24 protein-coding genes are annotated in these 25808 nt (G+C 61.6%); 5 read left to right on the top strand and 19 right to left on the bottom strand.

Annotated features, from left to right (window positions below; translation table 11 throughout):
• Positions 1 to 104: 104 nt before the first annotated feature.
• Together ACLI1O_RS02465 and guaB are read right to left on the bottom strand one after the other, a co-directional pair.
• A complete protein-coding gene (locus ACLI1O_RS02465) occupies positions 105 to 1256 on the bottom strand; it encodes a GuaB3 family IMP dehydrogenase-related protein (protein WP_296086874.1) in 1152 nt (383 codons plus the stop codon).
• A 7-nt stretch (positions 1257 to 1263) separates the two neighbouring features.
• Entirely contained in the window at positions 1264 to 2784 is a 1521-nt protein-coding gene (guaB, locus tag ACLI1O_RS02460) for an IMP dehydrogenase (RefSeq protein ID WP_023016786.1), read from the bottom strand.
• A 120-nt stretch (positions 2785 to 2904) separates the two neighbouring features.
• Between guaB and ACLI1O_RS02455 the strand changes: the two genes are divergently transcribed.
• The gene (locus ACLI1O_RS02455) at positions 2905 to 3276 is read left to right on the top strand and encodes a DUF5319 domain-containing protein (protein ID WP_239269033.1); all 372 of its coding nucleotides are present in this window, start codon (positions 2905 to 2907) and stop codon (positions 3274 to 3276) included.
• Between the two features lie 19 nt (positions 3277 to 3295).
• Here ACLI1O_RS02455 and ACLI1O_RS02450 read toward each other — a convergent pair whose 3' ends face one another.
• Positions 3296 to 4054: a hypothetical protein gene (locus tag ACLI1O_RS02450; RefSeq protein WP_239269035.1), complete on the bottom strand. Its 759-nt coding sequence runs from the start codon at positions 4052 to 4054 to the stop codon at positions 3296 to 3298.
• Between the two features lie 65 nt (positions 4055 to 4119).
• Positions 4120 to 4692, bottom strand: coding sequence for a sigma-70 family RNA polymerase sigma factor (locus ACLI1O_RS02445; protein WP_239269037.1), 573 nt, complete (start codon positions 4690 to 4692; stop codon positions 4120 to 4122).
• A gap of 419 nt (positions 4693 to 5111) precedes the next feature.
• Between ACLI1O_RS02445 and ACLI1O_RS02440 the strand changes: the two genes are divergently transcribed.
• A complete protein-coding gene (locus ACLI1O_RS02440) occupies positions 5112 to 5408 on the top strand; it encodes a WhiB family transcriptional regulator (protein ID WP_239269039.1) in 297 nt (98 codons plus the stop codon).
• A gap of 374 nt (positions 5409 to 5782) precedes the next feature.
• On the opposite strand, the gene groL is transcribed toward ACLI1O_RS02440, so the two are convergent.
• The 5 genes from groL to ACLI1O_RS02415 form a co-directional block, all read right to left on the bottom strand.
• On the bottom strand, positions 5783 to 7402 hold the full coding sequence (groL, locus tag ACLI1O_RS02435; protein WP_239269041.1) for a chaperonin GroEL: 1620 nt from the start codon (positions 7400 to 7402) through the stop codon (positions 5783 to 5785).
• 9 nt (positions 7403 to 7411) lie between these two features.
• Positions 7412 to 7705 (bottom strand): co-chaperone GroES, encoded by a 294-nt coding sequence (gene groES / locus ACLI1O_RS02430; RefSeq protein WP_005277188.1) that lies wholly within the window; start codon positions 7703 to 7705, stop codon positions 7412 to 7414.
• 176 nt (positions 7706 to 7881) lie between these two features.
• A complete protein-coding gene (locus ACLI1O_RS02425; protein WP_239275574.1) occupies positions 7882 to 9123 on the bottom strand; it encodes an ATP-binding protein in 1242 nt (413 codons plus the stop codon).
• Positions 9124 to 9229: 106 nt separating this feature from the next.
• On the bottom strand, positions 9230 to 10489 hold the full coding sequence (locus tag ACLI1O_RS02420) for an FtsX-like permease family protein (protein WP_239269045.1): 1260 nt from the start codon (positions 10487 to 10489) through the stop codon (positions 9230 to 9232).
• Positions 10473 to 11078, bottom strand: coding sequence for an ABC transporter ATP-binding protein (locus ACLI1O_RS02415; protein WP_239269047.1), 606 nt, complete (start codon positions 11076 to 11078; stop codon positions 10473 to 10475). The genes ACLI1O_RS02420 and ACLI1O_RS02415 overlap by 17 nt, the downstream gene beginning before the upstream one ends.
• Before the next feature lie 112 nt (positions 11079 to 11190).
• Here ACLI1O_RS02415 and ACLI1O_RS02410 point away from each other — a divergent pair, with 112 nt between their 5' ends.
• Entirely contained in the window at positions 11191 to 12387 is a 1197-nt protein-coding gene (locus tag ACLI1O_RS02410; RefSeq protein ID WP_239275572.1) for a sensor histidine kinase, read from the top strand.
• Complete coding sequence (locus tag ACLI1O_RS02405) at positions 12384 to 13019, top strand: response regulator (RefSeq protein WP_239269051.1); 636 nt, start codon at positions 12384 to 12386, stop codon at positions 13017 to 13019. Before ACLI1O_RS02410 ends, ACLI1O_RS02405 begins: the two co-directional genes overlap by 4 nt.
• Before the next feature lie 11 nt (positions 13020 to 13030).
• On the opposite strand, the gene ACLI1O_RS02400 is transcribed toward ACLI1O_RS02405, so the two are convergent.
• The 10 genes from ACLI1O_RS02400 to ACLI1O_RS02355 form a co-directional block, all read right to left on the bottom strand.
• Positions 13031 to 13459 (bottom strand): hypothetical protein, encoded by a 429-nt coding sequence (locus tag ACLI1O_RS02400; protein WP_005277173.1) that lies wholly within the window; start codon positions 13457 to 13459, stop codon positions 13031 to 13033.
• An 89-nt stretch (positions 13460 to 13548) separates the two neighbouring features.
• Positions 13549 to 14592, bottom strand: a complete 1044-nt coding sequence (gene tsaD / locus ACLI1O_RS02395; protein WP_284771941.1) for a tRNA (adenosine(37)-N6)-threonylcarbamoyltransferase complex transferase subunit TsaD — start codon at positions 14590 to 14592, stop codon at positions 13549 to 13551.
• A complete protein-coding gene (locus ACLI1O_RS02390) occupies positions 14592 to 15113 on the bottom strand; it encodes a GNAT family N-acetyltransferase (protein WP_284771940.1) in 522 nt (173 codons plus the stop codon). The genes tsaD and ACLI1O_RS02390 overlap by 1 nt, the downstream gene beginning before the upstream one ends.
• The gene (gene tsaB / locus ACLI1O_RS02385) at positions 15110 to 15802 is read right to left on the bottom strand and encodes a tRNA (adenosine(37)-N6)-threonylcarbamoyltransferase complex dimerization subunit type 1 TsaB (protein ID WP_284771939.1); all 693 of its coding nucleotides are present in this window, start codon (positions 15800 to 15802) and stop codon (positions 15110 to 15112) included. Before tsaB ends, ACLI1O_RS02390 begins: the two co-directional genes overlap by 4 nt.
• On the bottom strand, positions 15802 to 16311 hold the full coding sequence (locus ACLI1O_RS02380; RefSeq protein ID WP_239269059.1) for a hypothetical protein: 510 nt from the start codon (positions 16309 to 16311) through the stop codon (positions 15802 to 15804). Before ACLI1O_RS02380 ends, tsaB begins: the two co-directional genes overlap by 1 nt.
• A gap of 174 nt (positions 16312 to 16485) precedes the next feature.
• A complete protein-coding gene (locus ACLI1O_RS02375) occupies positions 16486 to 18075 on the bottom strand; it encodes an aspartate:alanine exchanger family transporter (protein ID WP_284849565.1) in 1590 nt (529 codons plus the stop codon).
• Between the two features lie 88 nt (positions 18076 to 18163).
• The gene (tsaE, locus tag ACLI1O_RS02370) at positions 18164 to 18664 is read right to left on the bottom strand and encodes a tRNA (adenosine(37)-N6)-threonylcarbamoyltransferase complex ATPase subunit type 1 TsaE (RefSeq protein WP_284849566.1); all 501 of its coding nucleotides are present in this window, start codon (positions 18662 to 18664) and stop codon (positions 18164 to 18166) included.
• The gene (gene alr, locus ACLI1O_RS02365; protein ID WP_284849567.1) at positions 18654 to 19751 is read right to left on the bottom strand and encodes an alanine racemase; all 1098 of its coding nucleotides are present in this window, start codon (positions 19749 to 19751) and stop codon (positions 18654 to 18656) included. The genes tsaE and alr overlap by 11 nt, the downstream gene beginning before the upstream one ends.
• A gap of 115 nt (positions 19752 to 19866) precedes the next feature.
• On the bottom strand, positions 19867 to 21738 hold the full coding sequence (gene glmS, locus ACLI1O_RS02360) for a glutamine--fructose-6-phosphate transaminase (isomerizing) (RefSeq protein WP_284849568.1): 1872 nt from the start codon (positions 21736 to 21738) through the stop codon (positions 19867 to 19869).
• Positions 21739 to 21962: 224 nt separating this feature from the next.
• On the bottom strand, positions 21963 to 24767 hold the full coding sequence (locus tag ACLI1O_RS02355) for an FAD-binding and (Fe-S)-binding domain-containing protein (RefSeq protein ID WP_349839789.1): 2805 nt from the start codon (positions 24765 to 24767) through the stop codon (positions 21963 to 21965).
• Between the two features lie 202 nt (positions 24768 to 24969).
• On the opposite strand from ACLI1O_RS02355, the gene ACLI1O_RS02350 reads away from it, so the two are divergent.
• On the top strand, positions 24970 to 25803 hold the full coding sequence (locus ACLI1O_RS02350) for a dienelactone hydrolase family protein (RefSeq protein ID WP_284849570.1): 834 nt from the start codon (positions 24970 to 24972) through the stop codon (positions 25801 to 25803).
• Positions 25804 to 25808: the final 5 nt, after the last annotated feature.

Here is a 25808-nt window from a genome sequence, read left to right as displayed (position 1 = left end):
GCCGCACAGGCAACTCGCCATGCAAGGGGGGGCGGGAGTGCAGCTGCGAGGGGCGCAGCGGTGCGGCGCGGGTCCCGCACGATGCGAGGCGCGCCGCACGCTACTTAGTAGCGAACCGCGAGCTCGACCTTCTGGAAGGACTTCAGGTCGGTGTACCCGCACTTTGCGAGGGCACGCCGCAGCGCACCCACAAGGTTGGTGCGGCCGAATGGTTCGCTGGATGGGCCGTGCAGCACGGTTTCCAGGCTCGGCGCAGCCGCGGGCTCAGCGTCGCCTGCGGTGAGGAAATCCACATCGAGGTCGGTATCGACGCCCGCGAACTGCGCGTAGCCGCGCGGGAACCGCGGGTGGCCTGCGGTAGCCGGCCAATACCATCCCCTACCGCCTGCCTCACGGGCCTGGGCAAGAAGGGGGCCGAGCGCAACACTATCGGCGCCGCAGGCGAAGGCCTTGGCGATGGTCCCGGAATTATCGAATTCCGCATCCGCAATGATGTGCACGTAGCGGCCCTCGGTCTCGTCGAGGTAGTCGCGGCGGGCGGCGGCGGCATCGGCAATGGCGGTGGCCATGGCGGTATCGATGCCGACGGTTTCCGCGTTAGTCGTCACGCCCGCGCCCACGATGACGCCGGCCGCACCGGTGCGCATCAGGTGCAGCGCCGTGGTGTAGTCGGCCACGCCACCGGCGATGACGGGTACTTCGAGCGAGCCGATAAATTCCTTCAGGTTCAGCGGCTCGCCGCCGGTGGCGACGTGCTCCGCAGACACCAGCGTGCCCTGGATGAACAGTAGCTCGGCCCCGGCGGCAATGGCCTTCGGCGCCATCTCGCGGGCGTTTTGGGGCGAAACGCGCACGGCGACGGTCACACCGGACTCGCGCACTTGGGCGATGCGGGAGGCAAGGAGGGCATCGTCAAGCGGGGCGGCGTGCAGCTCCTGAATGGTGGAGTTATCGCCCGGCTGGGAATAGATGCGTGCCAACGCACCCTCGAGGTCCTCGTGGCGGCCCCACAGGCCTTCGGCGTTGATGACGCCGAGCCCGCCCTGCTTGCCCATCTCGATGATGAACTCGGGCGTGGCCAGCGCATCGGTGGGGTGGGAAACGAAGGGGGTATCGAAGGTATAGGCATCGATATTCCAGGTGGTATCCACGTCCTTGGACGAGCGCGTGCGGCGCTGGGGAACGATGGAGACCTGGTCTAAATCAAAGGTGCGGCGGGCCTCGCGGCCGATGCCGATTTCGGCGTATTCACGCATGTTTGTCCTAGCGGTAGTTCGGGGCTTCGGCGATTTGCTGCAGGTGGTGCGGGTGGGATTCCTTCAGGCCCGCGGCGGTGATCTGGACAAATCGCTTGGTCTTGAGCTCATCTAGGGTGGCCGATCCGGTATAGCCCATGGCCGCGCGCAGGCCGCCGATGATTTGGTGCACGATGGCATCGATCTCGCCGCGGAAGGGCACGCGACCCTCCACGCCTTCTGGCACCAGCTTGTCCTCGCTGCGCACGTCGGCCTGGAAGTAGCGGTCCTTGGAGTAGGAACGCTTTTCGCCGGAAAGCCCGCGGCCCTGCATGGCGCCCATGGAGCCCATGCCGCGGTAGCGCTTGTACTGCTTGCCCTGGTAGACCACGATGTCACCGGGCGCCTCGGTGGTGCCGGCGAACATGGAGCCCAGCATGACGGTATCGGCACCGGCGGCCAGCGCCTTGGCGATGTCACCGGAGTACTGCATGCCGCCATCGCCGATGACCGGCACGCCCGCGGGGGCGGCGACGGCTGCGGCTTCCATCAGCGCGGTGATCTGCGGCGCACCAACGCCGGCCACGACGCGTGTGGTGCAGATGGATCCCGGGCCGATGCCGACCTTGATGGCGTCCGCGCCGGCGTCGATCATCGCCTGGGCTGCCTCGCGGGTGGCAAGGTTGCCGCCGATGACATCGACCTTGTCGCCAAAGTCCTTCTTCACGCGGGAGACCATCTCGAGCACGCGGTTATTGTGGGCGTGGGCGGAGTCGACGACGAGGGCGTCAACGCCGGCATCGACAAGCGCGGCGGCGCGCTGATAGGACTCCTCGCCGGTACCAATGCCCGCGGCAACCAACAGACGACCGGAAGCATCCTTGGAGGCGTTGGGGTACTGCTCGGATTTGACGAAGTCCTTGACGGTGATAAGGCCAATGAGCTTGTTATTGGCATCAACAATAGGTAGCTTTTCTACCTTATTGGCCGACAGCAGCTCTAGGGCCTCGTCCTTGGACACGCCCTCGCGCGCGACGACGAGCGGCATCGCGGTCATGACATCGCTGACCTTGCGATCAAAGTCCGGCTCGAAACGCATATCGCGGTTGGTGCAAATGCCCAGCAGGGTGCCGTCCTTATCCACGACCGGCAGGCCGGAAATGCGGAAGCGGGCGCACAGGGCATCGACCTCGCCAATGGTCATCTCGGGGCGGGCGGTGACCGGGTCCGTAACCATGCCGGACTCAGAGCGCTTGACGATTTCTACCTGCTCAGCCTGCGCTTCCGCAGACAGGTTGCGGTGCAGCACGCCGATGCCGCCCTGGCGCGCCATGGCGATGGCCATGCGGGCCTCGGTTACGGTATCCATCGCTGCGGATGCCAGCGGCACGCCCAGGCGAATATTTCGGGTAAATTGCGCGCCGGTATCGACCTCAGAGGGCACGATATTGGACTCGGCGGGCAAAAGAAGCACGTCGTCGAAGGTCAAGCCGCGCAGGGCTACCTTGTTCGGGTCATCTCCACCAGTGTGAATAGGGTAATCGCTCATCGAGGTATCTCCTTAAACAGGTTCAGCGGCTACCCCAACTGTAGTGTGTGCCCGGCCAATGACACCATTCAGGCTAGGGGTTAATTGCCTTAAGCGGGCAAGTTCAATAGGCTCGCAGGCGTGAACTTCTTCGCCAATATGCCCCGCGATCCTTTTGCAGACGATCCGAATGACCCCGCCTCCTTCCTGGAGGAGGACGAGCAGGTCATGCCGCTTTCCGATGAAGACCGCCTCGCCCTCATCCACGATCTCGCCCTGGTAGAGAAATTCGCAAGTGTGCTCGGCCCGCGCGGGATCGATGGCATCTTCTTCCTGTGTGAAGACTGCCAGGAAAACCACTTCTACGAGTGGGATATTATGGCCGCCAATATGCGCGCAACGCTGGCGGGCGAGCTCGCCCCAGTGCACGAGCCTGGAGCAGAACCCGACCCGCGCCGCTACGTGCCGTGGGACTACGCGCTAGGCTACTTGGACGGCCTCGAGGGCCGCTAGGGTTGTAGCACTGCCCTCGCTACTCGGCGCCCGCCCCCAACTGAATAGTTGTGGTGGGTGCTTCTTCGGGCTCGCGCGTCTCCGGCTGCGGATTCGCTGGCGCCTGCTCCGTTACCACCACGGTTGAGGTCTCGTACTGCGTTTCCGTTACGGTCTTCGGCGCTGGCTCAGGATTCTCCTGCGACTTTTGGCCCGGCGCGGTCTCGGTGGCGGTTTCCGTCACGGTTTTCGTCTTCGGGCGGGCAGGACGCTTCTTTTCGGCTTCTTCCTTGGCGGCGATGGCATTTTCTTCTTTGCCTTCAGCCTCTTCGAGCTTGGTGCGGGCTTCCTTCATAAGCTCGCGCGCACCTTCGATATCTCCCTCTGCCGCGCGGGATTCCATCTCATCTAAGGTGCCGGCCAACTCCACGTTGCGGGTCTCATCCGGCCTATCAAATACGCCAGAATTAACCATGACCCCGCCCGCACCGGCGAGGATGACTGTGGCGGCGGCCGCGCCGATAAGTCCATGCATCACGGGGCGATTGCGCCGGCGAGACCGCGCCTTATCGAGGCTGATGACGGCCGGTTCTTCCTCTACCCCATCCACGCGCGGGGCTGGCGGCATCTGCTTATCGATGTCCCCCTTCAGCCCCAACAGCAGCCCAGCGAGCTCATCGCTGCCATTGGAGGGATCCTTGCCCTGCGACAGCTCGGTGAGGAATGCATCATCATCTACCAAGGGCTGGAGCTGCTCCGTCAGGTCATCGTTATTCTTTTTAGAATGCTTGGAGGCCATGATGGTTTCTGTCCCTCCTTCCTTTCTTAAGGTTTACGCGTGTCTCTAGAGCGGGGGTTGTGGCTTTAGCCCTCGGTGGCTAATTGTTGCCCAAGGGCCTTTCGCAATTGTGCGAGAGCTCGGTGCTGTGCGACGCGAACCGCGCCCGGGGTAGACCCCACGATATCGGCGGTTTCTTCTGCCGAAAGCCCAACGAACACGCGCAAAATAACGATGTTTTTTGCCTTGTCACTTAAGGTATCGAGCAAGGCGCGCATTCTGTTACTACCATCATTTTCTAGCGCCCATTCCTCGGGAGTCGCCTCGTTTGCGGTGCTTTCTGGAAGCTCCTCGGCGGGCGTGGAGCGATCGCGGCCCATGGCGCGGTGGGCATCGGTTACCTTATTAAAAGCGATGCCGTAGACATAGGCCATGAAGGGTCGGCCCTTATCTTCATAGGATTCGATAGATGTGGCGACGGCGAGGCAGATTTCTTGGGTCACGTCCTCCGCGGTGGGCTGGCGCCCGCCACCGATGCGCGCACGACAATAGCGCAGCACCTGCGGATGAATAATTTGCAGGATAGATTGCAGTGCGCGGCGGCTTCCACCAGCGGCCAGCGGAACGAGATCCGCTAGCTCTTTATCCTTATCGCTCACGAGTGCACCCTCTGCAGACTATTAAATCGATATTCAACCATATTTCCTCTGGGGCAGGGAGTGCAAAGGGACAACTGCCTTGCACACCTCCGCCTCGGCACTGCCCTTGCTTGGCGATGCCCCAGCAAAGAAAACCCCACCAAGAAACCCGTGCCCAGCGGTTGTACCCGCTTTGAAGGCGGGTTTATGGCCCCTGCACAATAGAAAGAGGAAAATTCATAATTCGTTAACCTTAGCCATTATTGCAGGTAAATGGGCGCTAACGAGTCCCATAAATAGATACAATACCTAGAAGTTAAATACTAGTAACCCTTTGTTTACCAAGACGCGACACACTACAAATCGTTGCGGTTCGCGGATGACTCTCCACCGGCCGCCAGCGTAAGAATTCTCGTCCTGTTATAAGGAGCTTAAGAAACGTGTCTCAGTCCAAGTCTCTTCTCGGACCTACTGCAGATGTATGGGATTGGCAGTTGCAAGGTGCGTGCCGCGGTGAAAACTCGGACGTGTTTTACCATCCAGACGGAGAGCGTGGCCGAGCCCGCGCCCAGCGCGAAAATCGCGCCAAGGCCATCTGCAATTCCTGCCCGGTTATCGAGCTCTGCCGCGAGCACGCCCTGCGTTCGGCCGAACCGTATGGCGTCTGGGGCGGCATGAGCGAGTCTGAGCGCGTGGTGGCGCTGCGCAAGCGTCGCCGCGAGACGGTCAACGCTTAACCCAAAAATTAAGTTAGCGCGCAGAGCCCACACACCGCGTTCGTGGCGGGCGGGAGTGCGGGGTTCCGAATTATCCCTGCGTAGCAAGCGCCTGCTGCAAATAACGCCCTGTGAGGGACTCCTTCGAGCCCGCTAAGTCCTGGGGCGTGCCGCTAAAGACGAGGCAACCTCCAGCTGAGGAGGACCCCTAAGCTTGGCGCCTTTTGTGAACTATCCTCTCTTCTGCTGCCGCTGGCGGCTAAAAAGGCCTACCGTGGCATCGCACGGGTTATGTGGTTCCCGCGTGCTTTACGTATAAGCCAGAAGCCCGCCGCAGCCTCCCCAATAAGGCGGGGAAGGCGCGGCGGGCTATGGGGCTAGGTATAGCGCAGGAATTAGTGGTGGTGATGGCCGTGGCCGGCCTCAGCGTTATCTTCTTCCTGCGGCTTTTCCACGACGGATGCCTCGGTGGTAAGAACCATGCGGGCAACGGAGGTGGCATTGACCACTGCGGAGTGGGTGACCTTCACGGGATCGATGATGCCGTTATCAATGAGGTTGCCGTACTCCAGGGAGTTGGCGTTAAAGCCTTCACCGTTGGCCATCTCAGAAACGCGGGAGACGATGACAGAGCCATCGAGGCCTGCGTTTTCTGCGATCCAGAATGCCGGTCGGGTCAGAGCGCGGGCGACGGCGAGCACGCCGACCTTAGCCTCGCCCTCGAAGTCCTGGGCAAAGGACTCGAGTTCCTTAGAGATCTGCACCAGCACGGAACCGCCGCCGGCGATGACGCCTTCTTCTACGGCCGCGCGGGCGGCGTTGATGGCGTCCTCGACGCGCAGCTTGCGCTCGTTGACCTCGGTCTCGGTTGCGGCACCAACGCGGATAACGGCGACGCCGCCGGAGAGCTTAGCCAAGCGCTCCTCGAGCTTTTCCTTATCCCAGGTGGAGTCGGTGCGGGCGATTTCGCCGCGGATCTGTTCACGGCGATCATCGAGGGCTGCGGCGCTGCCGCCGCCATCGACAAGCACGGTGTCTTCCTTGGTGATGGTCACGCGGCGCGCGGAACCCAGCACCTCGAGGCCGACTTCGTTCAGGTTGACGCCCACCTCAGGGTCCACCACGGTGGCGCCGGTAACTACGGCCAAGTCATCCATGAAGCCCTTGCGGCGCTCGCCAAAGTACGGTGCCTTCACGGCGGCAACCTTCAGGACCTTGCGGATGGAGTTGACCACGAGCGCCTGCAGCGGCTCGCCCTCAACGTCTTCCGCGATGATGAGGGTCGGGCGGTTGGTCTCCGCAATCTTTTCCAACAGCGGCAAGAAATCCGGCAGGGAAGAAATCTTGTTGCGGACGAGCAAAATGGCGGCATCGTCAAGCACGGCGTGGTTAGTCTCTTCCTCCGTAGCGAAGTACGGGGAAAGGTAGCCCTTGTCAAAGGAAATACCTTCGGTGACATCCACGGTGGAGTCCATGGTCTGGGACTCCTCGACGGTGACGACGCCGTCCTTTCCCACCTTTTCCATGGCGCCGGCAACCATCTCGCCGACCTCCGGATCGCGGGAGGACACGGTGGCTACCTGCGCGATTTCGGAGGCGGAGTTGACCGGAGTGGCGCGTGCTTTGAGCTCCTCGACGGCCTTTTCCGCCGCTGCGGAGATGCCGCGGTTGAGCTCAATTGGGTTAGCGCCGGCTGCAACGTTGCGCAAGCCCTCAAAGATAAGCGCCTGGGCCAGCAAGGTCGCGGTGGTGGTGCCGTCGCCGGCGATGTCGTTGGTCTTGACCGCAACGGACTTAACCAGCTGCGCGCCGAGGTTCTCGAAGGGCTCCTCGACGTCGATATCGCGGGCGATGGTCACGCCGTCATTGGTAACGGTCGGGCCACCGAAGGCCTTGGACAATACGACGTTGCGGCCGCGCGGGCCGAGGGTGACCTTGACGGCATCAGCCAGCGTATCGACGCCGCGCTGAATTCCCTCGCGGGCTTCTTGGTCGAATGCAATAAGCTTTGCCATAAGTAGTTCCTACTTCTCGATGATGGCGAGGATGTCGCGCTGGCTCAGCAGCAAGTACTCTTCGCCGTCGTACTTCAGCTCGGTGCCGCCGTAGCGGGAGAAGACAACGGTGTCGCCTTCCTTAACGTCCATGGGGATGCGGTCATCGTCGTCTTCCCAGCGGCCCGGGCCGACGGCAATAACGGTTGCTTCCTGCGGCTTTTCCTTTGCCGAATCCGGGATAACCAGGCCGGATGCGGTGGTGGATTCTGCTTCTACGATCTGTACGAGGACGCGGTCCTCAAGCGGCTTAATAGTTGCCATGATGTTTCCTCCGTATTGTTCGTTTGCGCACCTTAATGGCGCGCGCGTGCCGGTTGTGGATGTCCAGCACAGCCGTCGTCGCGGGTGAACAACTGTGGGTCAAACAACCTGATTAGCACTCTACCCTCGTGACTGCTAACCCTCAACAATGACGCGATCCCCGCTGCCGGACCGCGCTACGGCGCCAAGTGCGTCAGGGACACCACGTGTACTCCGCTCGGATGCCGAAAGCTCAGGTTTCCTCCCGTCACGATCATTAAGACGGGCGGGACCTCCCATTCAAAGCGCTCTGCGAAGGCCTGCAAATTGCTTGCCGCCTTCTCAATGATCTCTTGGCTTTGCCCCAATTTAATTTCTACGAAAACGGTCCTGCCTGCCAGCTCAAATACCGCATCTACTTCCAGCCCAGATGCGTCACGGGCGTGAAAAATACGCTTTCCACTTAACACCGCTAAGTCGTGGACTACTTGGGATTCAAAAAGCTGCCCGGCAAAGGCAAGGTTGCGCAGCAACTTGTCTGGGGACGCGTCCACGGCAGCAGCGGCCAACGCCGGATCCGCCAGATGCCTCTTCGGTGCCGTTCGCAGACTAGCCCGCGAGCGCAGATGAGACGACCACGCCAGCTGTTCTTCCACGATGAAGATGCGCTGCAACGCAGCAAGGTACTCGCTGACCGTAGCCCTTTGCGCGCCAATATCGGCAGCAATAGAAGAAATGGACTGTTCTGTGGCTACCCCACGGGCAAGCGAACGAATAAGTGTCGTTACTTTTACCGGATCCCTTCGCACACCATCGGCGGCATTAATATCCACGTGGGCCACAGTATCGATATAACTGCGCAGATTCTCCTGCGCCGCCTCAACGGAATAATTCCGGTTTGCGGGCCAGCCGCCATGCGCCATGCGCGTAATGACCCCTGCAACATCCACGACCGTTTCCCCATTCGACTGCGGGGATTCCTGAGCTACCAATTCGGCTAATGATACTGCGCCATTAGAATGCCCCGACTCATAAAAACTGAAGGTCTTCATCCGCAGCCTGGCTATGCGCCCCGCACCCGAGTGCCTGGATTGTTCCTCCATTGGCGCAGTCGACCCAGTAAGAATGAACTGCCCAGGCGCTTGCCGACGGTCAATCTCATGCCGCACCAAGTTCCACAACTGCGGTTTTTCTTGCCACTCATCAAAAACTCGCGGCGTATCCCCCTCCAACGCCAAATCCGGGACGGTGCTGAGCTGCATGTCGAGGTTTAAATCCGTATCCACCTGGACAAGACTGCCCGCAATTTGCCGAGCGGTCGCGGATTTCCCACAGCCCTTTGGGCCTTCTATCAACACTCCACCGGATCGCTGCAGGGCTCCATGAAGCCGCGAATCCTCTACTCGCGGGAGATAAAAATAGCCTTCTTGACCAGTCATTTTAAACCCATCCATCAGTTTGAGTGCGTTCTACCCATCAGAATATCAGAGTTTCACCCATCAGTTTGAGTGCGTTCTACCCATCAGAATATCGGCGATCCATCCATCAGTTTGTACGGATCTGGGCGGTTGAGCGCAGGAATCCCGCGAGAATGAGCTTGACCGCACACAGCGCAAGAAACATGGCGCCAAAAATTAGACCGAATGGCGCCCACCACACTCCGGCAAGCCCCTCCCACAGCGCGCTCATCCCGGAATAGAAATCGGGATGCAACAGGTGGTTGAGCAGCGCGACCACCGTCACGCTCAAGGTGATGACTATGGCCGCGGCAGTAATGGTCAGGCAGAAGGCCTCGCCCACCTGCACCCGCGCCCACGCCACCGGCGCGGCGCCGGCCAATCGCAGGCCGCGCACATCGCTGGCGATGCGCGAGCGCATGATGAGTGAGGTCAACACCGCACCAACGATGCTTGGGGCAACGACTGGGCCGAGGAATGCCGCGAAGACTCGCCCCGATGACAGGGTGTCGAGGCTGTCCGTACCTTTGAGCATCATCACCCCAGAGCCCACCGCCACGATCAGGCCGCCGAGCAGCACCCACGGCACGATATGAGGCACGGAAAAGCGGCGGCGCACCCGCACGTTGGCCCCGGCGATGCCGCACAAGCGCGTCCATTGGTCCACGGCGGGCATCAGCCACGGCGTCATGAGTGCAACCAGGATGACCAGCCCCATAGAGGCGGCGAGGCTATCGCCCGGATCCTCTATCTGCAGGCAGCCGTAGACGGCACCGCCTACCAAACCAACGGCAACAAGGCAGCGCAGCACTACCCACACCGGGCGCGGTTCCACCCGCGGGCGAAAGACCCGGCGCAGCGGTATGAGGGCACCGCAGACCGCCGATGCCACGCAGACGGATACGGCGATGCGGATGACCAGCGGGGTAATGGCCAACTCCGGCATGGGAATCCCGTCGCTGCGAAAGGCCGCGGCCATGGGGTCGACCAATAGGCGCGCCGGGAAGGTCCCGATGAGCGCCGCGATAGCGCTCACGGCACTCACCTGCCCCACGATGAAGCTATTGATCATCCACCCAGGCATGCCGATCATGCGCCACGAACGGTACACGGGTTCGCGCTCCTCAATGATCAGCCGCATCTGGGACAACGTGATCAACACAACGGCGCAGACCGCCATGCCCAGCACGGTGCCGCCAAGCGGCCCAGTGGGATCTTCGTCCGCGTCCGAGGTGGCCACCAGCATCGATACCGCCAGCGCGCACGCGGCCGAGGAAACCACCATGGTTAGCGCCACGGCAAGCCATGAGAGCCAATTGCTTTGTAAGTCCTTAAGCCACACCAGCATGGTTGGCCTCCTGGAGCTCAATGATGCGGTCGGCGGCCTCTGCGGCGAGGTGCGAGTGGGTCACCATGACCACCGCGGCCCCACCCCGTGCGGCGGTGCGGAGGTGGGTGAGGACGAGCTGGGCGGTGGCATCGTCAAGCGCGCCCGTGGGCTCATCAGCAAAGATATACGGCGCACCGGCCAGCAAGGCGCGCGCAACGGCGACGCGCTGCTGCTGACCGCCGGACAGCTGCGCGGGCAGGCGGCGCTCCAGCCCGTCAAGCCCCAAAGACTCGAAGGTCTTCTGCACCGCGTCCCGGGTGCAGCGCCGGCCGGAAAAGTGCGCGGTCAACGTGGCATTTTTGCGGGCGTTGAGCGATTCCAGCAGGTTATAGTCCTGGAATACGAAGGCGCGCTCTGTGCGGGCCGGCGCGTTGACCGTGCCGGAACTGGGCTTATCCAGCCCGGATAGCAGGTTCAACAGCGTGGTCTTGCCGCTGCCGGATGGCCCCATAATCGCGACAAATTCCCCCGGCTCGATGCTTAGGTCCACCTCGGCGAGTGCGGTATGGCTGCCGTAGCGCTTGCTCAGATTTTGTGCTTTTAACATGCCTTCCATTCCACCGGCCGTGCCCCGCACGCGCGATGGGGAAGGCTGCCCGAAAAATGGTGGGGCTAGCTCTACTGCCACCACCCCGGCGCGGCGGCTAGGCTGAACGGATATGCGAACTGTCAAGGCCAACGGGTGGAGCCTCGTCCTCGGAATACTTGCCCTTCCGGGACTGGTGATTTCGGTGCTCATGCTGCCGTGGATTCCGCTGGTAGCCCGCGCCGCGGAGTTTATCGGCCGTTTTGGTGCGAAGTGGATGGGCGTTGATATTCCCCCACGGCGGGCCAACCGTTGGTTTGATTGGCAGCAGTTTTATCACCTTTTACTGCAGCTTCTTATTTGCGTGGCCTGCTTTGCCAACTGGGTCTCTGTCGGTTTTGTCGCGGGCGTACTGGTTATCGCGCCGTTTATTCCGCAGGCCGAGTTCAACGTCGGCGAGTGGACCACCGATAATCGCCCATTGATTTTTGTCGTGTGCTGGCTCGCGGCCGCCGTGCTCTTCGTCCTACTGGTGGTGCTCAACCGCCTGCTGGTCAAGGCCTCCATTTCCCTCACCCGGCTCGCCCTGAGCCCCTCTGCCCAGGAGTTGGCGGCCTCGCGCGCCACGCTTATTGATGCCTTTTCGGGTGAGCGCCGCCGCATCGAGCGCGAGCTCCACGATGGCCCCCAGCAGTACCTCACCGCGCTCAAGCTCAACCTGGCCGCGGCAAAACTCCAGTCCCCGCCCGAGGCTCAGCAGGCGCTTGCCGATGCCGAACATAACGCCACCCAAGCCCTATCCGCCCTGCGCGCTACCGTGCGCGGCATTGCGCCACAAGTGCTTTTCGATGACGGCCTCATCCCTGCCCTCGATGAGCTCTTGGCCCACAGCGGGCTCGACGCGGAACTGCACGTCGAAGGCGCGGAGCGATCGATTGGGGAAACCACGGCGCTGCTGGCCTACCACGCGGTAGCAGAGGCGCTGACCAACGCCTCCACCCACGGCGCGGCCACCGCCGCCACCGTGTCCATCTGTTTTGGCGACGATCTTCGCCTCAGGGTCCGCGATAACGGCACCGGTGGCCTCTCTACAGGAGGGGGCCCTAGCGCGTCTAGCACCGCGCATTCCCGTGTCGGTGCTGATACCAGCGCCGACGCGACTGCCGGCACGGACACCAGAAAGACCGCGGGAACGACTGGGGGCACTGGCCTGGCCGGGCTGCGCGAGCGGGCCGCGGCGCTCGGCGGCAGCGTCGACTTCTCCCCCGCGCACGCAGAAGGACAAGGAGCAACCTTAACCATGTCACTACCGCTGAAGGAGGCCCGATGAAACTCTTATTGGCAGAAGATTCTGCCCTCTTGCGCGCCGGGCTGGAGCAGCTGTTAACGACACTGGGCCATAGCGTGACCGCCGTCAACGATGCGGAGAAATTGCGCGCCTGCGCGGACAGCGATGACTTCGATCTGATCATTAGCGATGTCCGCATGCCGCCCACCATGAGCGATGATGGGCTGCGCGCCGTGCACGATGTGCGTGCGGCAGACCCGTCGCAACCGGTGGTGGTGCTCAGCCAATACGTGGCGGCAAGCTACTTGGACCGGCTTTTAGAGCACGGCGGATTCGGCTACCTGCTCAAGGAGCGCGTATCCGATGTGGACGAATTCGTACGCACCCTAGAAGAAGTGGCGGGCGGTGGCACCGTGGTCGATCCAGAAGTGGTCACCGCCCTGCTCTCCGCGCGGCGCACGGGGCTGAGCCAATTAACCGCCCGCGAACGCGAGGTTTTGGGGCTTATGGCGCAGGGCTTGAGCAATCAAGAGATCGAAGGCAAGCTGGTCTTAACCGCCGGGGCGGTAAGCAAGCACGTCTCCAATGTTTTTCTCAAGCTCGGGTTTCGGCCAGAAGACGCCAATCGCCGCGTCAAGGCCGTGCTAATGTGGCTGCGCCACACCGAGAGCTAAAGGAGGGGTGCTTACGCGCTCTTCGTGGAGTTAATGACCGCCGCGCGCCAGAGCGTGTACTCGTCAGGAAAATCCTCGCGGTAGTTTTTCACCGCGCGGATGCCGTGCTCGACGGAAGCGATGACCTCATCGATGGAGTCCTCCTCGCCCTCTGCATCCACGAAGATGACCGGGCCGCTAATAGCGCGGATGGGATCCTGCAAAAAGGCGGAGTTTCCAGTGTCCGCGGCATTGCGCGCTAGGGATGCTACCGGGTTGGGCTCGGCGCCTTCCTGCTTGGCTTCTGGGTTATAGAGCGCGGCGTAGGTCGTGCCGTCATCTTGAAAGACGACGGAGACGCGATCCTCGGTGGTGCCGCCCAAGAACTGGTTGGCGTGTTCTAATTCGAACTCGATTTTGCGGCGAGTGAGATCGGGGTTGACGAGGAAACCAACGGTCATGAGAGAAAGCTCCTTTAAAGCGGAGAAGGCGTGAACTCGTTAAAGGTTACCGCCGCTTCCCCCACCTCGCAGTGCGAGGAAGAAGAACTTTAGGTTAACTGCGGCTCTTCCACGTCCAGTTGCGTATCGGTGCCAATACCCAGGCTCGACGGTGCAGCCCTCTCATGAATGAGCTGGGCGCCAAGGGCGGCAATCATCACGCCGTTATCGGTGCACAGGTTAAACCGCGGCACGCGCAGCTCCACACCAGCGGCGTCGCAGCGCTCGGCGGCTAGCTCCCGCAGCCGGGAATTGGCCACCACGCCGCCACCGAGCAGGAGCACCTTCGCCCCGGTATCCTCGCAGGCGCGAATGGCCTTGGCGGTGAGCACATCGGCCACGGCCTCTTGGAACGAGGCGCATACATCCTCCACGGAGATGGTCTCGCCGGCCTTTTCGGCGCGCTCCACATAGCGCGCAACGGAGGTTTTCAATCCCGAGAAGGAAAAATCATGCCGGTGCTCGCCGCGCAGGTCCTCGGCGCGCGACATGCCGCGCGGGAAGTCGATGGTGGGTTTTCCGCGGCTAGCCAGCTTATCGATGACCGGCCCGCCCGGGTAGCCCAGCCCTAGGAGGCGGGAGACTTTGTCGTAGGCCTCACCGGCGGCATCGTCAAGCGTGGAGCCCAACTCGCGCATGGGCTTTCCCACGGCCTCGACCTCGAGCAGCTGGGTATGCCCGCCGGAGACTAGCAGCGCGACCGAGTGCGGCAGGCTCTCGCCCTCGAGGTTGGCCACGGCTACGTGGCCGCCGAGGTGGTTGACGCCATAAAAGGGCACGCCCCACGCGGCGGCATAAGCCTTGGCAGCGGAAGCGCCGACGAGCAGGGCTCCTGCCAGGCCCGGGCCCACGGTGGCGGCAATGGCATCGGGCTTATCGATGCCCGCCTCATCCAACGCCGCCCGCATCACCTGCGGCATGGCCTCCAGGTGCGCGCGGGAGGCGATTTCGGGCACGACGCCGCCAAAGCGCGCGTGCTGCTGCATCGACGAAGCAACGGCATTGGCGATAATCTCCATGTGGCCGTCCTGGTCGAGCTCGACGATGCCCACCCCGGTCTCATCGCAGGAGGACTCGATGCCCATGACCTTCATTACTGCTCCTTTGCTTCGCGCTGGCTTGCTTGTGGCGACTGGCTGGCGCGCACCATGACGTGCGCATCCGCGCCGGAGGGCTGATAATAATTGCGGCGAATCCCCTCGACGCTAAAGCCATAGCACCGGTATAGCTCGATGGCGGGATCGTTTCCCACGCGCACCTCTAAGAAGATGGGCGCGCTTTTTAAGTCCGCGATATAGCAAATATTGTCCATCATCATGCGCGCGATCCCGCGGCGCTGAGCCTTTGGATCGACGCCGATGGTGTGGATTTCAAACTCCGGGTCTGCGGCTGGACCCATCATGCCGATGCCCGCATAGCCCAATAAGACCGGCTCCTCGTCGCCTTCTGAAGCTGCGGGTTCGAGGGCGCCTTCCACCCCGAGATAGAAGTTGAAGGGTTGGGCCATTTCTTGCTCAAATACCGCTTCCGTCCACGGAGTTTCACCGGGAAAAAGCACCTTTTCCAGTTCGGCGCAGCGCGGGACATCGGCGGGGGTGAGCTCGCGCAGGTTCACAGGCGCACCTCTGGAATGGCTGCGGAAAGCTGCTGCTTTTTGGGAGGAACCGCATCGGGGCGGCGCAGGTACATGGGCACGAATGGCGCCGGATCCGCGCCGAGCTGCGCGACGGCCACCAGGCCCTCGGCGGTGGGTGCGGCCTCACTACGCGGCAGCGCGGCGAGTTCTTCCGGCAGTTGGTCGGCCAGCTTCTCTGGGATGACCACCTGCGCGATATCCTGCACGGAAAGCTCCCCCGGCTTCGATACGTCTGGGCCAGCCAGGCGTTGTCCCGCGCGGTAGGTGGCCCAATAAATCTCCTTGCGGCGGGCATCGGTGGCAACTAGCGCCGCGTCCGCCGCGTCCCTTTCATCGGCTGCATCGGCCCCCGCTAACGCGGCGTGCGCGATGGCATCGTGGGTGCAGACGCCGTGGAGGGGGATGGAGAGGGCATCGGCAAGCGCCTGCGCCGTGGCCATGCCGACGCGCAAGCCGGTAAAGGGGCCAGGGCCCACGCCCGCCACGATGGCATCGAGGTTGCCGAGCTCCAGACCGGTCTCGCTCATCACCTCGAGGATGGTGGGCATGAGCCGTTCATTATGCGCGCGCGTATCGGCCAGAACGCGCTGCGTCAGCTGCCCAGACTCGGTGTCGACTACCCCGGTGACCAGGGCGGTCGTCGCCGTATCGATGGCCAGGACGCGCATTAGCCGACCAGCTTCCACACGCCGTCTTCGCTCTGGAAGGCCAGCGGCTGGGAGCCCTGAACCAGCGGAACCCCGCCGTCTAGGCCGTGGCCCTGCTGCTCCATGGCCTTAACCTGCGCATTGATCGTTTCGCAGACCTCAACCTCGGAGGAATCCAGTTCCTCTACATAGGGATCGACGCTGTGGCCCAGCGCCATGACGTAGCTCTTGCCCTCAGGAACGACACCGTCCTCGAAGGTAATGTCATCAGGGTTCGGGGCGGCTTCCTTGACCTTGTCTTCTGCCATGCCTGGGCAGATGAAGCCAATGGCACTGTAGTCGGCGCCGTAGACATCAGACGGGATGAGCGACATTACCTCAAGGTTCCGCGGGGCATGCTGCAAGGTGTTGGTGAGGTTGCCCTCTAGGGAATCCTCATCACGCAGGGTAGCCCCGGCAACGAGCACCATCATCACAATGATAAATAGCGCGATAATGGTCGTGGTCAGGTTGCGAGCAAATTTAGTCATGGAGTGAGTAACGCTCCTCGGGTCAAGGGGGTCCTATATGTACATATGGTGAAGTGATTGTCAGCTCTATTGCCGAGGTTACTCGGCGGCCAACAAGCACTCACCCACGGGGTAGTGCCTGCCAGTGTAGGCGGATTACCCAGTGGGTGAATAATTAGCGCGGGACATATGGGGCTAAAGCAATAACAATAGCAGCACCTGAGCGGCGATAATCTTGCCGATGATGGTGGTTGGATACACCGTTGCCCAGCCGCGCCCGGCAAGTTCCGTTCCGGTTTGGCCCCGGATATAAGCAAATACTGCCGGGTTCGTGGTCATGCCGGCCGCACAGCCCATAGCCTCGTCCCACTTCAAGCGCAGCACCAGCATGCCGATAACACCGATGAGGATGGCCGATACCAAGGTAATGATAAAGCCGACGCCGATGATGGTCAGCGAGGATGGATCCGTCAGGGCATCGCGGAACGATGCGCCTGCTGACGTCCCCACGCCCGCTAGGAAGAGCGTCAGCCCCAGGTTCGAAATGGTTTCCCTGGTATGGAAGGGCATCTGCCAATTAATGGGGCCGGTGCGGTTCAGGTAGCCGAGGATAAGGCCGACCACGACGGGACCGCCGCCAAACCCCAGCTGCAGGGTCGATCCACCCGGCATGGGGATGGGAATAAGGCCCAACAACATTCCCAAGGTCAAGCCGATGGACATAGACAATAGATCAGCATTACCGAGCGCCGATTCGGAATCGCCCAAGTACTTGCGCACCTCGCGCACGTGGTGCGAGCTACACACCACGCGCACGCGGTCAGAGTAATTCAGCACCATATCTGGGTGCGGAACCGCATCGCTATCGCCCTTGCGCACGCGCGCGATAATAAAGCCATGCTCGAGCGCATCGATATCGCGGATGCGCTTGCCCGCGACCTTCGGGTTCGACACGGTCACGCGCTTATACTGTAAACCCGCCTCTGGGGTGAGCTCGACGGGGTATTCCTCACCGAGCACCTCGATGGCACCGGCGACGTCCTTTTCGGAGCCATTAATAAGGAATGCCTCGCCCTTGCGCAGTGGCATATCCGGCTGCGCAAGCCGGTGGTGTTCCATATCGGAAATCTCGCGGGTAGCCACCACGGTATGCCCTGTGACGCGGTACAGGTGCCCGGCCGTATCCGGGAAGTCTTTGGTCAGCCGCACGCCTTTGGCCACCAGCGGAGCGGGAATCATTCCCTCTTTCTTGGCATCCTCCTCGTGGTCTACCTTGAGGATTTTCGCGCCAATAGCGGCGACCAGGATCGCTCCGATAACCGCACCCGGGTAAGCCAGCGAATAACCGACGACCGGGGTGGAATTGCCCAGCATTTCCACCACCGCTGCCATACCCGGCGTGGATGACAGCGAACCGGCAAACATACCGGCCGCCACATCGGTTTCGAGGCCAAAGACGCGGATGAGTCCAAAGCCTACGCCCACGAGCAGGACCAACATGCCGATCATAAAGACGGTCAGCTTCCAGCCGCGGGTAGCAAATTCGCGGACGAACGACGGCCCGAAATTAAGACCGATGGCATAAACAAAAATGGCCAAGCCGAATTGATATACCAGCGGTGGAATTTGGATATCCGGATTGGCGGTAGAAAGCCCGAGCGCCACGAACATCGCGGCCGCGGCGCCAAGAGAGATGCCAAAGAATTTGATTTTGCCGATGGCCAAACCAATGGCCATGATGGCAAAAAGGGCGAGCAGAGGACTAGAGGCTAGGAGATCTAACACCCTTCAAGGATCCCGCACCTTAAATACCTAAAGCAACTTGACGTCCTAAGATGTCCATCACTTATACCTTGAAATTAATGAGACCTAGCTAATCATTGTGTCGCCACGACCAGCTAATGCGGCGCACGTCCTCATCTGCGCCGGAAAACTCCGCCGGTTCGCGGTCGATGCTGATAAAGAGGTACCTATCTGCGATCTGCTCGATGAGGCCGCCGCCCCATTCGGCGACGACAACGGCATCGGCAAGCTCGGTATCCAAATCCAAGGCATCCAGCTCCCCCAGGGGATCGCCGGAATTGGCCCCGCCCTCATCCAAGAGGCGGTAGGCGTCCACGTGCACCAGGTCCGACCCCCCAACCCGTGAGCGATGCACGCGGGCGATGACGAACGTGGGCGAGGTAATCCGCCCCTTGACCTGCATGCCCTGCGCAATTCCCTGAGTAAAGGTGGTTTTTCCCGCGCCCAATGGGCCATCCAGGATAACGACATCGCCGGCTTCGAGCGCGGCGCCCAATTCCTTGCCGCAGGCGTGGGTCTGCTCCACCGTTGCCAGATCGCGGGTCCCAGACTCCGGAAAATTACTGCGCATCGGCCTCTCCTATATATTCGCGTTCGGTGCGGCCGGTAGGTCGGCACACCACTTCATAGTTGATGGTGCCCACGGCATCAGCAAGCTCGGTAGCAGACATGCCACCCCGACCAAAGATGACGACCTCATCACCGGGGGCAATGCCGTGCGGGTTATCTCCTAGATCCACCACTATTTGGTCCATGCACACTCGGCCTACCTGCGGGTAGAGCCGCTCGCCGATGCCCACCTGAAGGTGGCCCTGGTACGCCCGCGGCAGCCCATCGGCATAGCCACAATCCACCGTGGCCAGGAAACCTGGCTTATCCGCGCTCCAGGTACGCCCGTAGCTGGTGGCCTCACCCTTATCGATTGGCTTGAGACCGAAGACATTTCCGGACCAGGTCATCGCCGGGCGCAGGCCATGGTGCCGCCCAGCGATGGGCTCGAGCCCGTAACACGCGATACCAACCCGCACCTGCTCAAAGTGCGCCGATGGGCGCGAGAGCGTGGCCGGCGAGTTGGCCAAATGATTGACCGGGCACTCCAAACCTGCCGCGCGCGCCGCATCCAGGGCGCGCCGAAACTCTTCTTCCTGGGCGTCATTATGCGCATTATCCGGCTCGTCCGCGCAGGCAAAGTGGGACATGAGGCCCAGGACCGTGATGTGCGGGGCATCCCGCAGCAGCGCAAAGACCTCGTCCCAGTCCGCCTTATCCACCCCGGAGCGGTGCATTCCGGTTTCGACCTTGATATAGACCTCGGCGGGAATCTCAGCCTCTACCAGCTTCTGCGCCTGCGCCGGGGAATTGACCGCAATCTGGATGCCACATGCCAGAGCCTCTTCTAGTACCTGATCCGTCTGCCAGATCCATGCCGCGATGGGTGAGTCCACCCCCATGCGCCGCAACTGCACGGCTTCTGTCAGCGTGGCGACGCCAATAGAATCTGCCCCCGCTTCCAGCATCACAGGCACGACCCTTTCTACGCCGTGCCCGTAAGCATCCGCCTTCACCACGCACATCAGCTTGACGTCTGGGCCGATCTTCTCCTTAATCAGCCACACATTATGCGCGATGGCAGCAAGGTCAATTGTGGTTTTCAGCATGCCACTATTGTGCCACTTTCCACCCGCGCGCTGAATTTACCGCAGATATGCGCAAGACCCCTCTCCCGCCTCCATGCAAACAAGGACGAGAAAGGGGCCTGAACCGCCGGAAAGGTTATTCCACGGTGACGGACTTAGCCAGGTTACGCGGCTGGTCAACGTCGTAGCCCTTGGACTTTGCCACGTGTGCGGCAAAGATCTGCAGGGGCACCGTAGCAAGGAGCGGCTGCATCAATGTCGGCGCCTTTGGCACGCGGATGACGTGGTTAGCGTAATCCTCTACCGCGGTATCGCCTTCTTCTGCGATCACGATGGTAATGGCACCGCGGGCGCGGATTTCCTGGATATTGGACACCACCTTGGAGTGCAGCGAATCGCGCCCGCGCGGGGAGGGCACGATGACGAAGACCGGCTGGCCCTCCTCAATCAGCGCGATCGGACCGTGCTTGAGCTCGCCGGCGGCAAAGCCTTCGGCGTGCAGGTATGCGATCTCCTTGAGCTTCAGCGCGCCTTCAAGCGCAACCGGGAAGCCCACGTGGCGGCCCAGGAAGAGCACGGATTCCGCATCCTTCATGGAGTTAGCCAGGCCAGCTACTTGCTGTTCTTCATCGATGACGCTTTGTACCTTGTCCGGCATATTGCGCAGCTCAGCAAGAACTCCCTGGATTTCATCGGAGAACATGTTGCCGCGCAGCTGTGCCAAGTAGAGGCCCAGCAGGTAGGTCGCGGTAATCTGCGCTAAGAAAGCCTTGGTAGAGGCCACCGCGATTTCGGGACCCGCGTGGGTGTAGAGCGCCGCATCGGATTCGCGCGGAATGGACGAGCCCTGCGTATTGCAGATGGCGATGACCTTCGCGCCCTGCTGGCGTGCGTGGCGCACGGCCATCAAGGTGTCCATGGTCTCGCCGGACTGGGACAAGGCCACGACCAAGGTCTTCTCGTTGACGATCGGATCGCGGTAGCGGAACTCGTGGGCGAGCTCGACCTCGGTGGGAATGCGGCACCAGTGCTCGATGGCGTACCGCGCCACATGGCCGGCATAGGCCGCCGTGCCGCAGGCAATCACGATGATCTTATCGATGGACTTCAAAACCGACTCATCGATGCGCAAGTCATCCAGGGTCAGCTGACCCTGCTCGTCAAAGCGGCCGAGCAAGGTATCGCGCACAGCGGCGGGCTGGTCGTGGATTTCCTTTTCCATGAAGGAATCAAAGCCACCCTTTTCAGCGGCGGCCGCATCCCACTTGATCTCAAAGGCCTTGCCCTCGGTGGGGTTGCCGTCGTAGTCAGTAATGACGACATCGTCAGCAGTGATGGTGACCACCTGGTCATTGTCCATTTCCACTGCGGACTTGGTGTAATCAATAAAGCCCGAGACGTCAGAGCCCAAGAAGTTTTCGCCCTCGCCCAAACCAATGACCAGGGGCGAATCGCGGCGGGCGGCAACGATGCGATCCGGCTGGTCAGCGTGAATGGCCAGCAGGGTAAACGCACCGTCGAGGCGCTTGGCGGTCAGCTGCATTGCCTTGGTGAGGTCACCTGCGGCGTCGTTGTGGAAAACATCGCCAAGCAACGCAGCGGCAACTTCAGTATCGGTTTCAGAAACGAAGTTGTAGCCCTTATTCAAAAGCTCGGTCCGCAGCTCCGCGAAGTTTTCGATGATGCCGTTGTGCACCACGGCCAGCTTGCCGCCGTCAACGACGTGGGGGTGCGCATTGAGATCGGTCGGGCCACCGTGCGTGGCCCAACGGGTGTGCCCGATTCCCAAAACGGAATCCTTCAGCGGACGCGCTGCAATCTCATCGTCCAAGGCAGCAACCTTGCCCGCCTTCTTCCGCCAGCTAATCTCCCCATCGGCGTACATCGCCACACCAGCGGAGTCATAGCCGCGGTATTCCAGTCTGTGCAGACCTTCCACGACTACATCCAGAGCGAAGTATTCGCGGTCACCGCTAGCGTGACCAACATATCCAACAATTCCACACATAAAAAGGAATCCTACCTCATTGGTCAACACGAACCGGGGGTTGGACTAGGGCCTGTTATTTATGGCCGCACACTTATTCGGGCCTTTTATAGTTACTGGAAACTGGCCTGCCCACCGCTAGTTTTCGCACCCTCGGTGAGCAGCCCTCCCGCCCTGCGGCTGACTGGGGCGCGGAAGAAGACGGGGGCATCGGCAAGCAGCCGCGCCCCTTCCCCACCGGGCTGCTAGCGCGTGGCGCGCTCCAGCATCTCAAGGACGTGGTGGTAATCCTCGCCGGTGGCGCGGGTCATGCCCAGCTCACACGTGCGGTTGGTAGAGGCGTGATACTGCGCGCCCAGCTCCGTGACCTGGGCGGCCTCGGCGCGGGTGGCGGACTCCGTGAGCTCTGGGTGGAGCATGCCGCGGTCGCCGGCATAACCGCAGCAATTCCAGGCGGTGGGGATGTGTACCTCCGTGGCTGCGGCTCGGGCGACCTTTTCTACATCTCCCATCATGCCAAGCTGGAGCGCCGAACAGGTCGGGTGAATCGTCATGGAATCGACCGGCTGGGTGGTCTCGAGGCGCGGCAGCAGCGTATCGGCGGTGAAGCTCAGCGCATCGATGACGGTGATGCCGATGGATTCCAGCATCTCCTGAAAACCCGCGGTACAGCTGGACGCGTCCACGATCACGGGCAGGCAGGCGTTATCCGTGGCCTCCATGACGGTCTCGCGCACGCGCTGCTCCATGATGTCGTGACCCTTGCGCATGCCCTTTGAGGACCATGGCGTGCCACAGCAGAGCTTTTCGATGCCCTTGGGAACCTCCAGCGCCATCCCCGCCCGCTCCAAGACGGTGATGAAGGCTTCCGTTGCTCCCATGCCTTCGCCTTGCGGGGCGAACATGGAGTTTACGCAGGCTGGAAGGTAGATTCCCGAGGTTTCAGCGTAGCGATCTCCCACGCGCCCGGCCAGGCGCTCGCGGGATTTGCCGCCTTTGCCTAACTCCGGCTGGTATCCCGGCACGGTATCGGGGCCGATGAGCGAGCGGGCCACGTCGGTAACCTTCGTCACCAGCTGAGCCGGCAGCATGTGCGCGCCGGTCAGCGCCGTTGCGGCACCGCGGCTGGTGACCTGCCAATTCTTGGCGGCAGCGGACCAGACCTTTTCTTCTGTGGCCCCGGCATTCTCGTGGCGCAGCTTCTTGATGAATTTGCCGGTATCGATGCCCACCGGGCAGGCGGTCAGGCACATGGAATCCACGGCGCACGTATCGATGCCCATGTACTCATTAGCCTCATCGAGTTCTGCAACCAAGTGCGTATCGCCACTTTCCTGCGCCCGCTGGCGGGCACGGCGCACCACGATGCGCTGGCGCGGAGTCAAGGTGAGATCCCTCGACGGGCACACCGGCTCGCAATAGCCGCACTCAACGCACGGGTCGATTTCCTCTTCCACCGTGGGGTTGAGCTTGATATTTGTAATGTGTGCACCGGGGTCATCGTCCAAGATGACGCCTGGGTTCATGGTTCCAGCGGGATCGCAGGCGCGCTTGAGCAGCTGCATGACCTCGTAGAGCTCATCGCCGTACTGGCGGCGCACATACGGGGCCATGGCGCGGCCGGTGCCGTGCTCGGCCTTGAGGTTTCCCTCTGCCGAAAGCACCAAGTCCACCATTTCCTCATTGAAGTTGTTATAACGGCCAATGGCGCTATCGCCCTCGAAGCGGTCCGTTAGGAGGAAGTGGATATTGCCGTCTTTCGCGTGGCCGAAAATGACCGCATCGTCGTAGGAATAGCGGGTAAAAAGCTCCTGCAAGGAGGAACAAGTATCGGCCAAATCCCCCACCGGCACCACAACGTCTTCCAAGAGCGCCGTGGTTCCTGAGGGCCTCGCTTCTGCCACCTGGGCATACAGGCCCTTGCGGAAGTTCCACGCGGCGGTGCGGGTGGGAATATCGGCAGAAAACTCCGCCGGCGATTGCAGGTCCAATTCCCGCAAAAGGGACGAGCCCTTGTTCTCTTTTTCCCGCAGCTCTTCCTTGTCATCGGATTGGTACTCGATTAGCAACGCGGCCTGTGAATCCACATCGAAGCCGGTAATGGCCTGCGGGACCTTATCAAAGCCTTGACCCACACGAATGGAGGCAGAATCCATCAACTCCAGGGTGGCGGCACCGGTCTCCACCAAGGACGGCAATGCCTTCGTAGCGGCGGAGAGATTATTAAAGACCGCCACGGTAGTCGTCGTGAGGGAAGAGATGTGCACGGTACGAAAGACCGCTTCCGCGATAAACGCGAGCGTTCCTTCGGAGCCAACCAAGAGGTGCTCAAAAAGCTTGACGGGGCTATCAAAATCCAGGAAGGAATTAAGCCCGTAGCCCATCGTGTTTTTCAGCTGGAAATGGCGGCGGATGATATCTACTGATTCCTGGTTATCGCGCACGCGGCGCTGCAGGCGGATGAGCGTATCCACCAGTTCGGGTTCTTGCACCTGGAATTGCCGGTCCGCATCCGCGTCCGCGGTATTGATCACCGTGCCAGAAGGCAAGACAAAGGTCAGCGATTCCAAGGTGTTATAGGTATTAAACTCGGTACCGCAGGCCATGCCAGAGGAATTATTCGCCACCACGCCGCCGATGGTGCAGGCCGCCTCGCTGGCCGGGTCCGGGCCGAGCTTGCGGTTGCGCAGCCCCAACCGCGCATTGACCTGGCGCACGGTCGCCCCTGGCTGCACGCGCACCCGCTTGCCGTCATCGAGGACGTCTATGCCCCGGAAATGCTTGCGCACATCCACCAGGTAGCCCTCGCCGGAGGCCTGGCCTGCCAGGGAGGTACCGCCCGAGCGCAAGGTCACCGGAATACCCTGCTGCCGCCCTGCCTTGAAAATGGCGGCCACGTGTTCTGCCGAACGCGCTTCAATAACGGCCTTCGGGGTGTAGAGGTAGTGCGAGGCATCGGAGGCATAGGCCACTCGGTCGATGATGCCGGTCTTTACCTCCGGCCCATCCTGCGAAAATAATTGGTCGATCTTAAGGGTGCCGGTAGTCATATGCGGCGACCTGCCTTCCCAGAAAAGCATAGAGAATGTTACCTAGTGCACATTTTCGCCTGCGTTCTCACCGCCGCGCAAGTAAGGCACCCCATATAACTTCGGCGCCGCGCACCCCTTTTGGCCTCCGCGAATCCCCCGCATGTGCCACTCGCCACCCCTTGCCACCAGCACGGGGTGATCTTCATCTATCCTAGAATGCGTGTCTGCGAATTTGAATAAACACTTAGGAACGTTATCGAAGCGTGGCCGCAACCGCGTGCTGGTTGGCGACCTCGATTATGCGGGTATTACCGGCAAGGTTTATACCCCTGCGGAAGGCCAAGGCCTGCCCGCCGTCGCCTTTGGCCACGATTGGATGCACAAAATCAAGGATTACCACGCCACACTGCGCCACCTCGCCAGCTGGGGCATCGTCGTGGTCGCCCCCAATTCTGAGACCGGCATGTTCCCCGATCACCGCAACCTGTCTGCAGACATGGAATCTGCGTTGCAGATCGCCGCTGGGGTAAAGCTGGGCACCGGCAATATCACCGTATCGCCGGGCAAGCTCGGCATGGTAGGCCACGGCATGGGCGGCGGCACCGCGGTTTTGAGCGCGGTTGATAACCCAAAGGTGAAGGCCGTCGCCGCAATTTATCCCGCCGTAACCGCCCCTTCCGCCGTTGAGGCTGCCCGCAGCCTCGATACGCCGGGCTTGGTCATTGGCTCTGGGCGCGATGATATTTTCAATGCCGGAAACCCCGCCAAGCTGGCCTATAACTGGCGCGGCCAGGTGGCCTACCGGGCCATCGACAAGGGCACGCAGGCCGGCTTTAGCGAAGATCGCTTCCGCAAATTGGCCATCGGTTCCGGCGCCTTCCAATCCGGCCCCACCGAAATCGCCCGCGGCCTCGTCACCGGCTTCTTGCTCTCTACCCTTGCCGGCGAGTCCGCCTATGACGGCTTTGCGGATCCTGAGGCGAGCGCGAAGAAGGTAGAAAGCTTGACCGGCGATGAACTGGCCGAGCGCGCCGGCGTTGCCCTCGATGACTAAAAGCT

Origin of the sequence: Corynebacterium sp. LaCa78, assembly GCF_046717505.1 — a bacterium.
Taxonomy (GTDB): domain Bacteria; phylum Actinomycetota; class Actinomycetes; order Mycobacteriales; family Mycobacteriaceae; genus Corynebacterium.
This window is presented reverse-complemented; position numbering and strand designations above follow the sequence as displayed.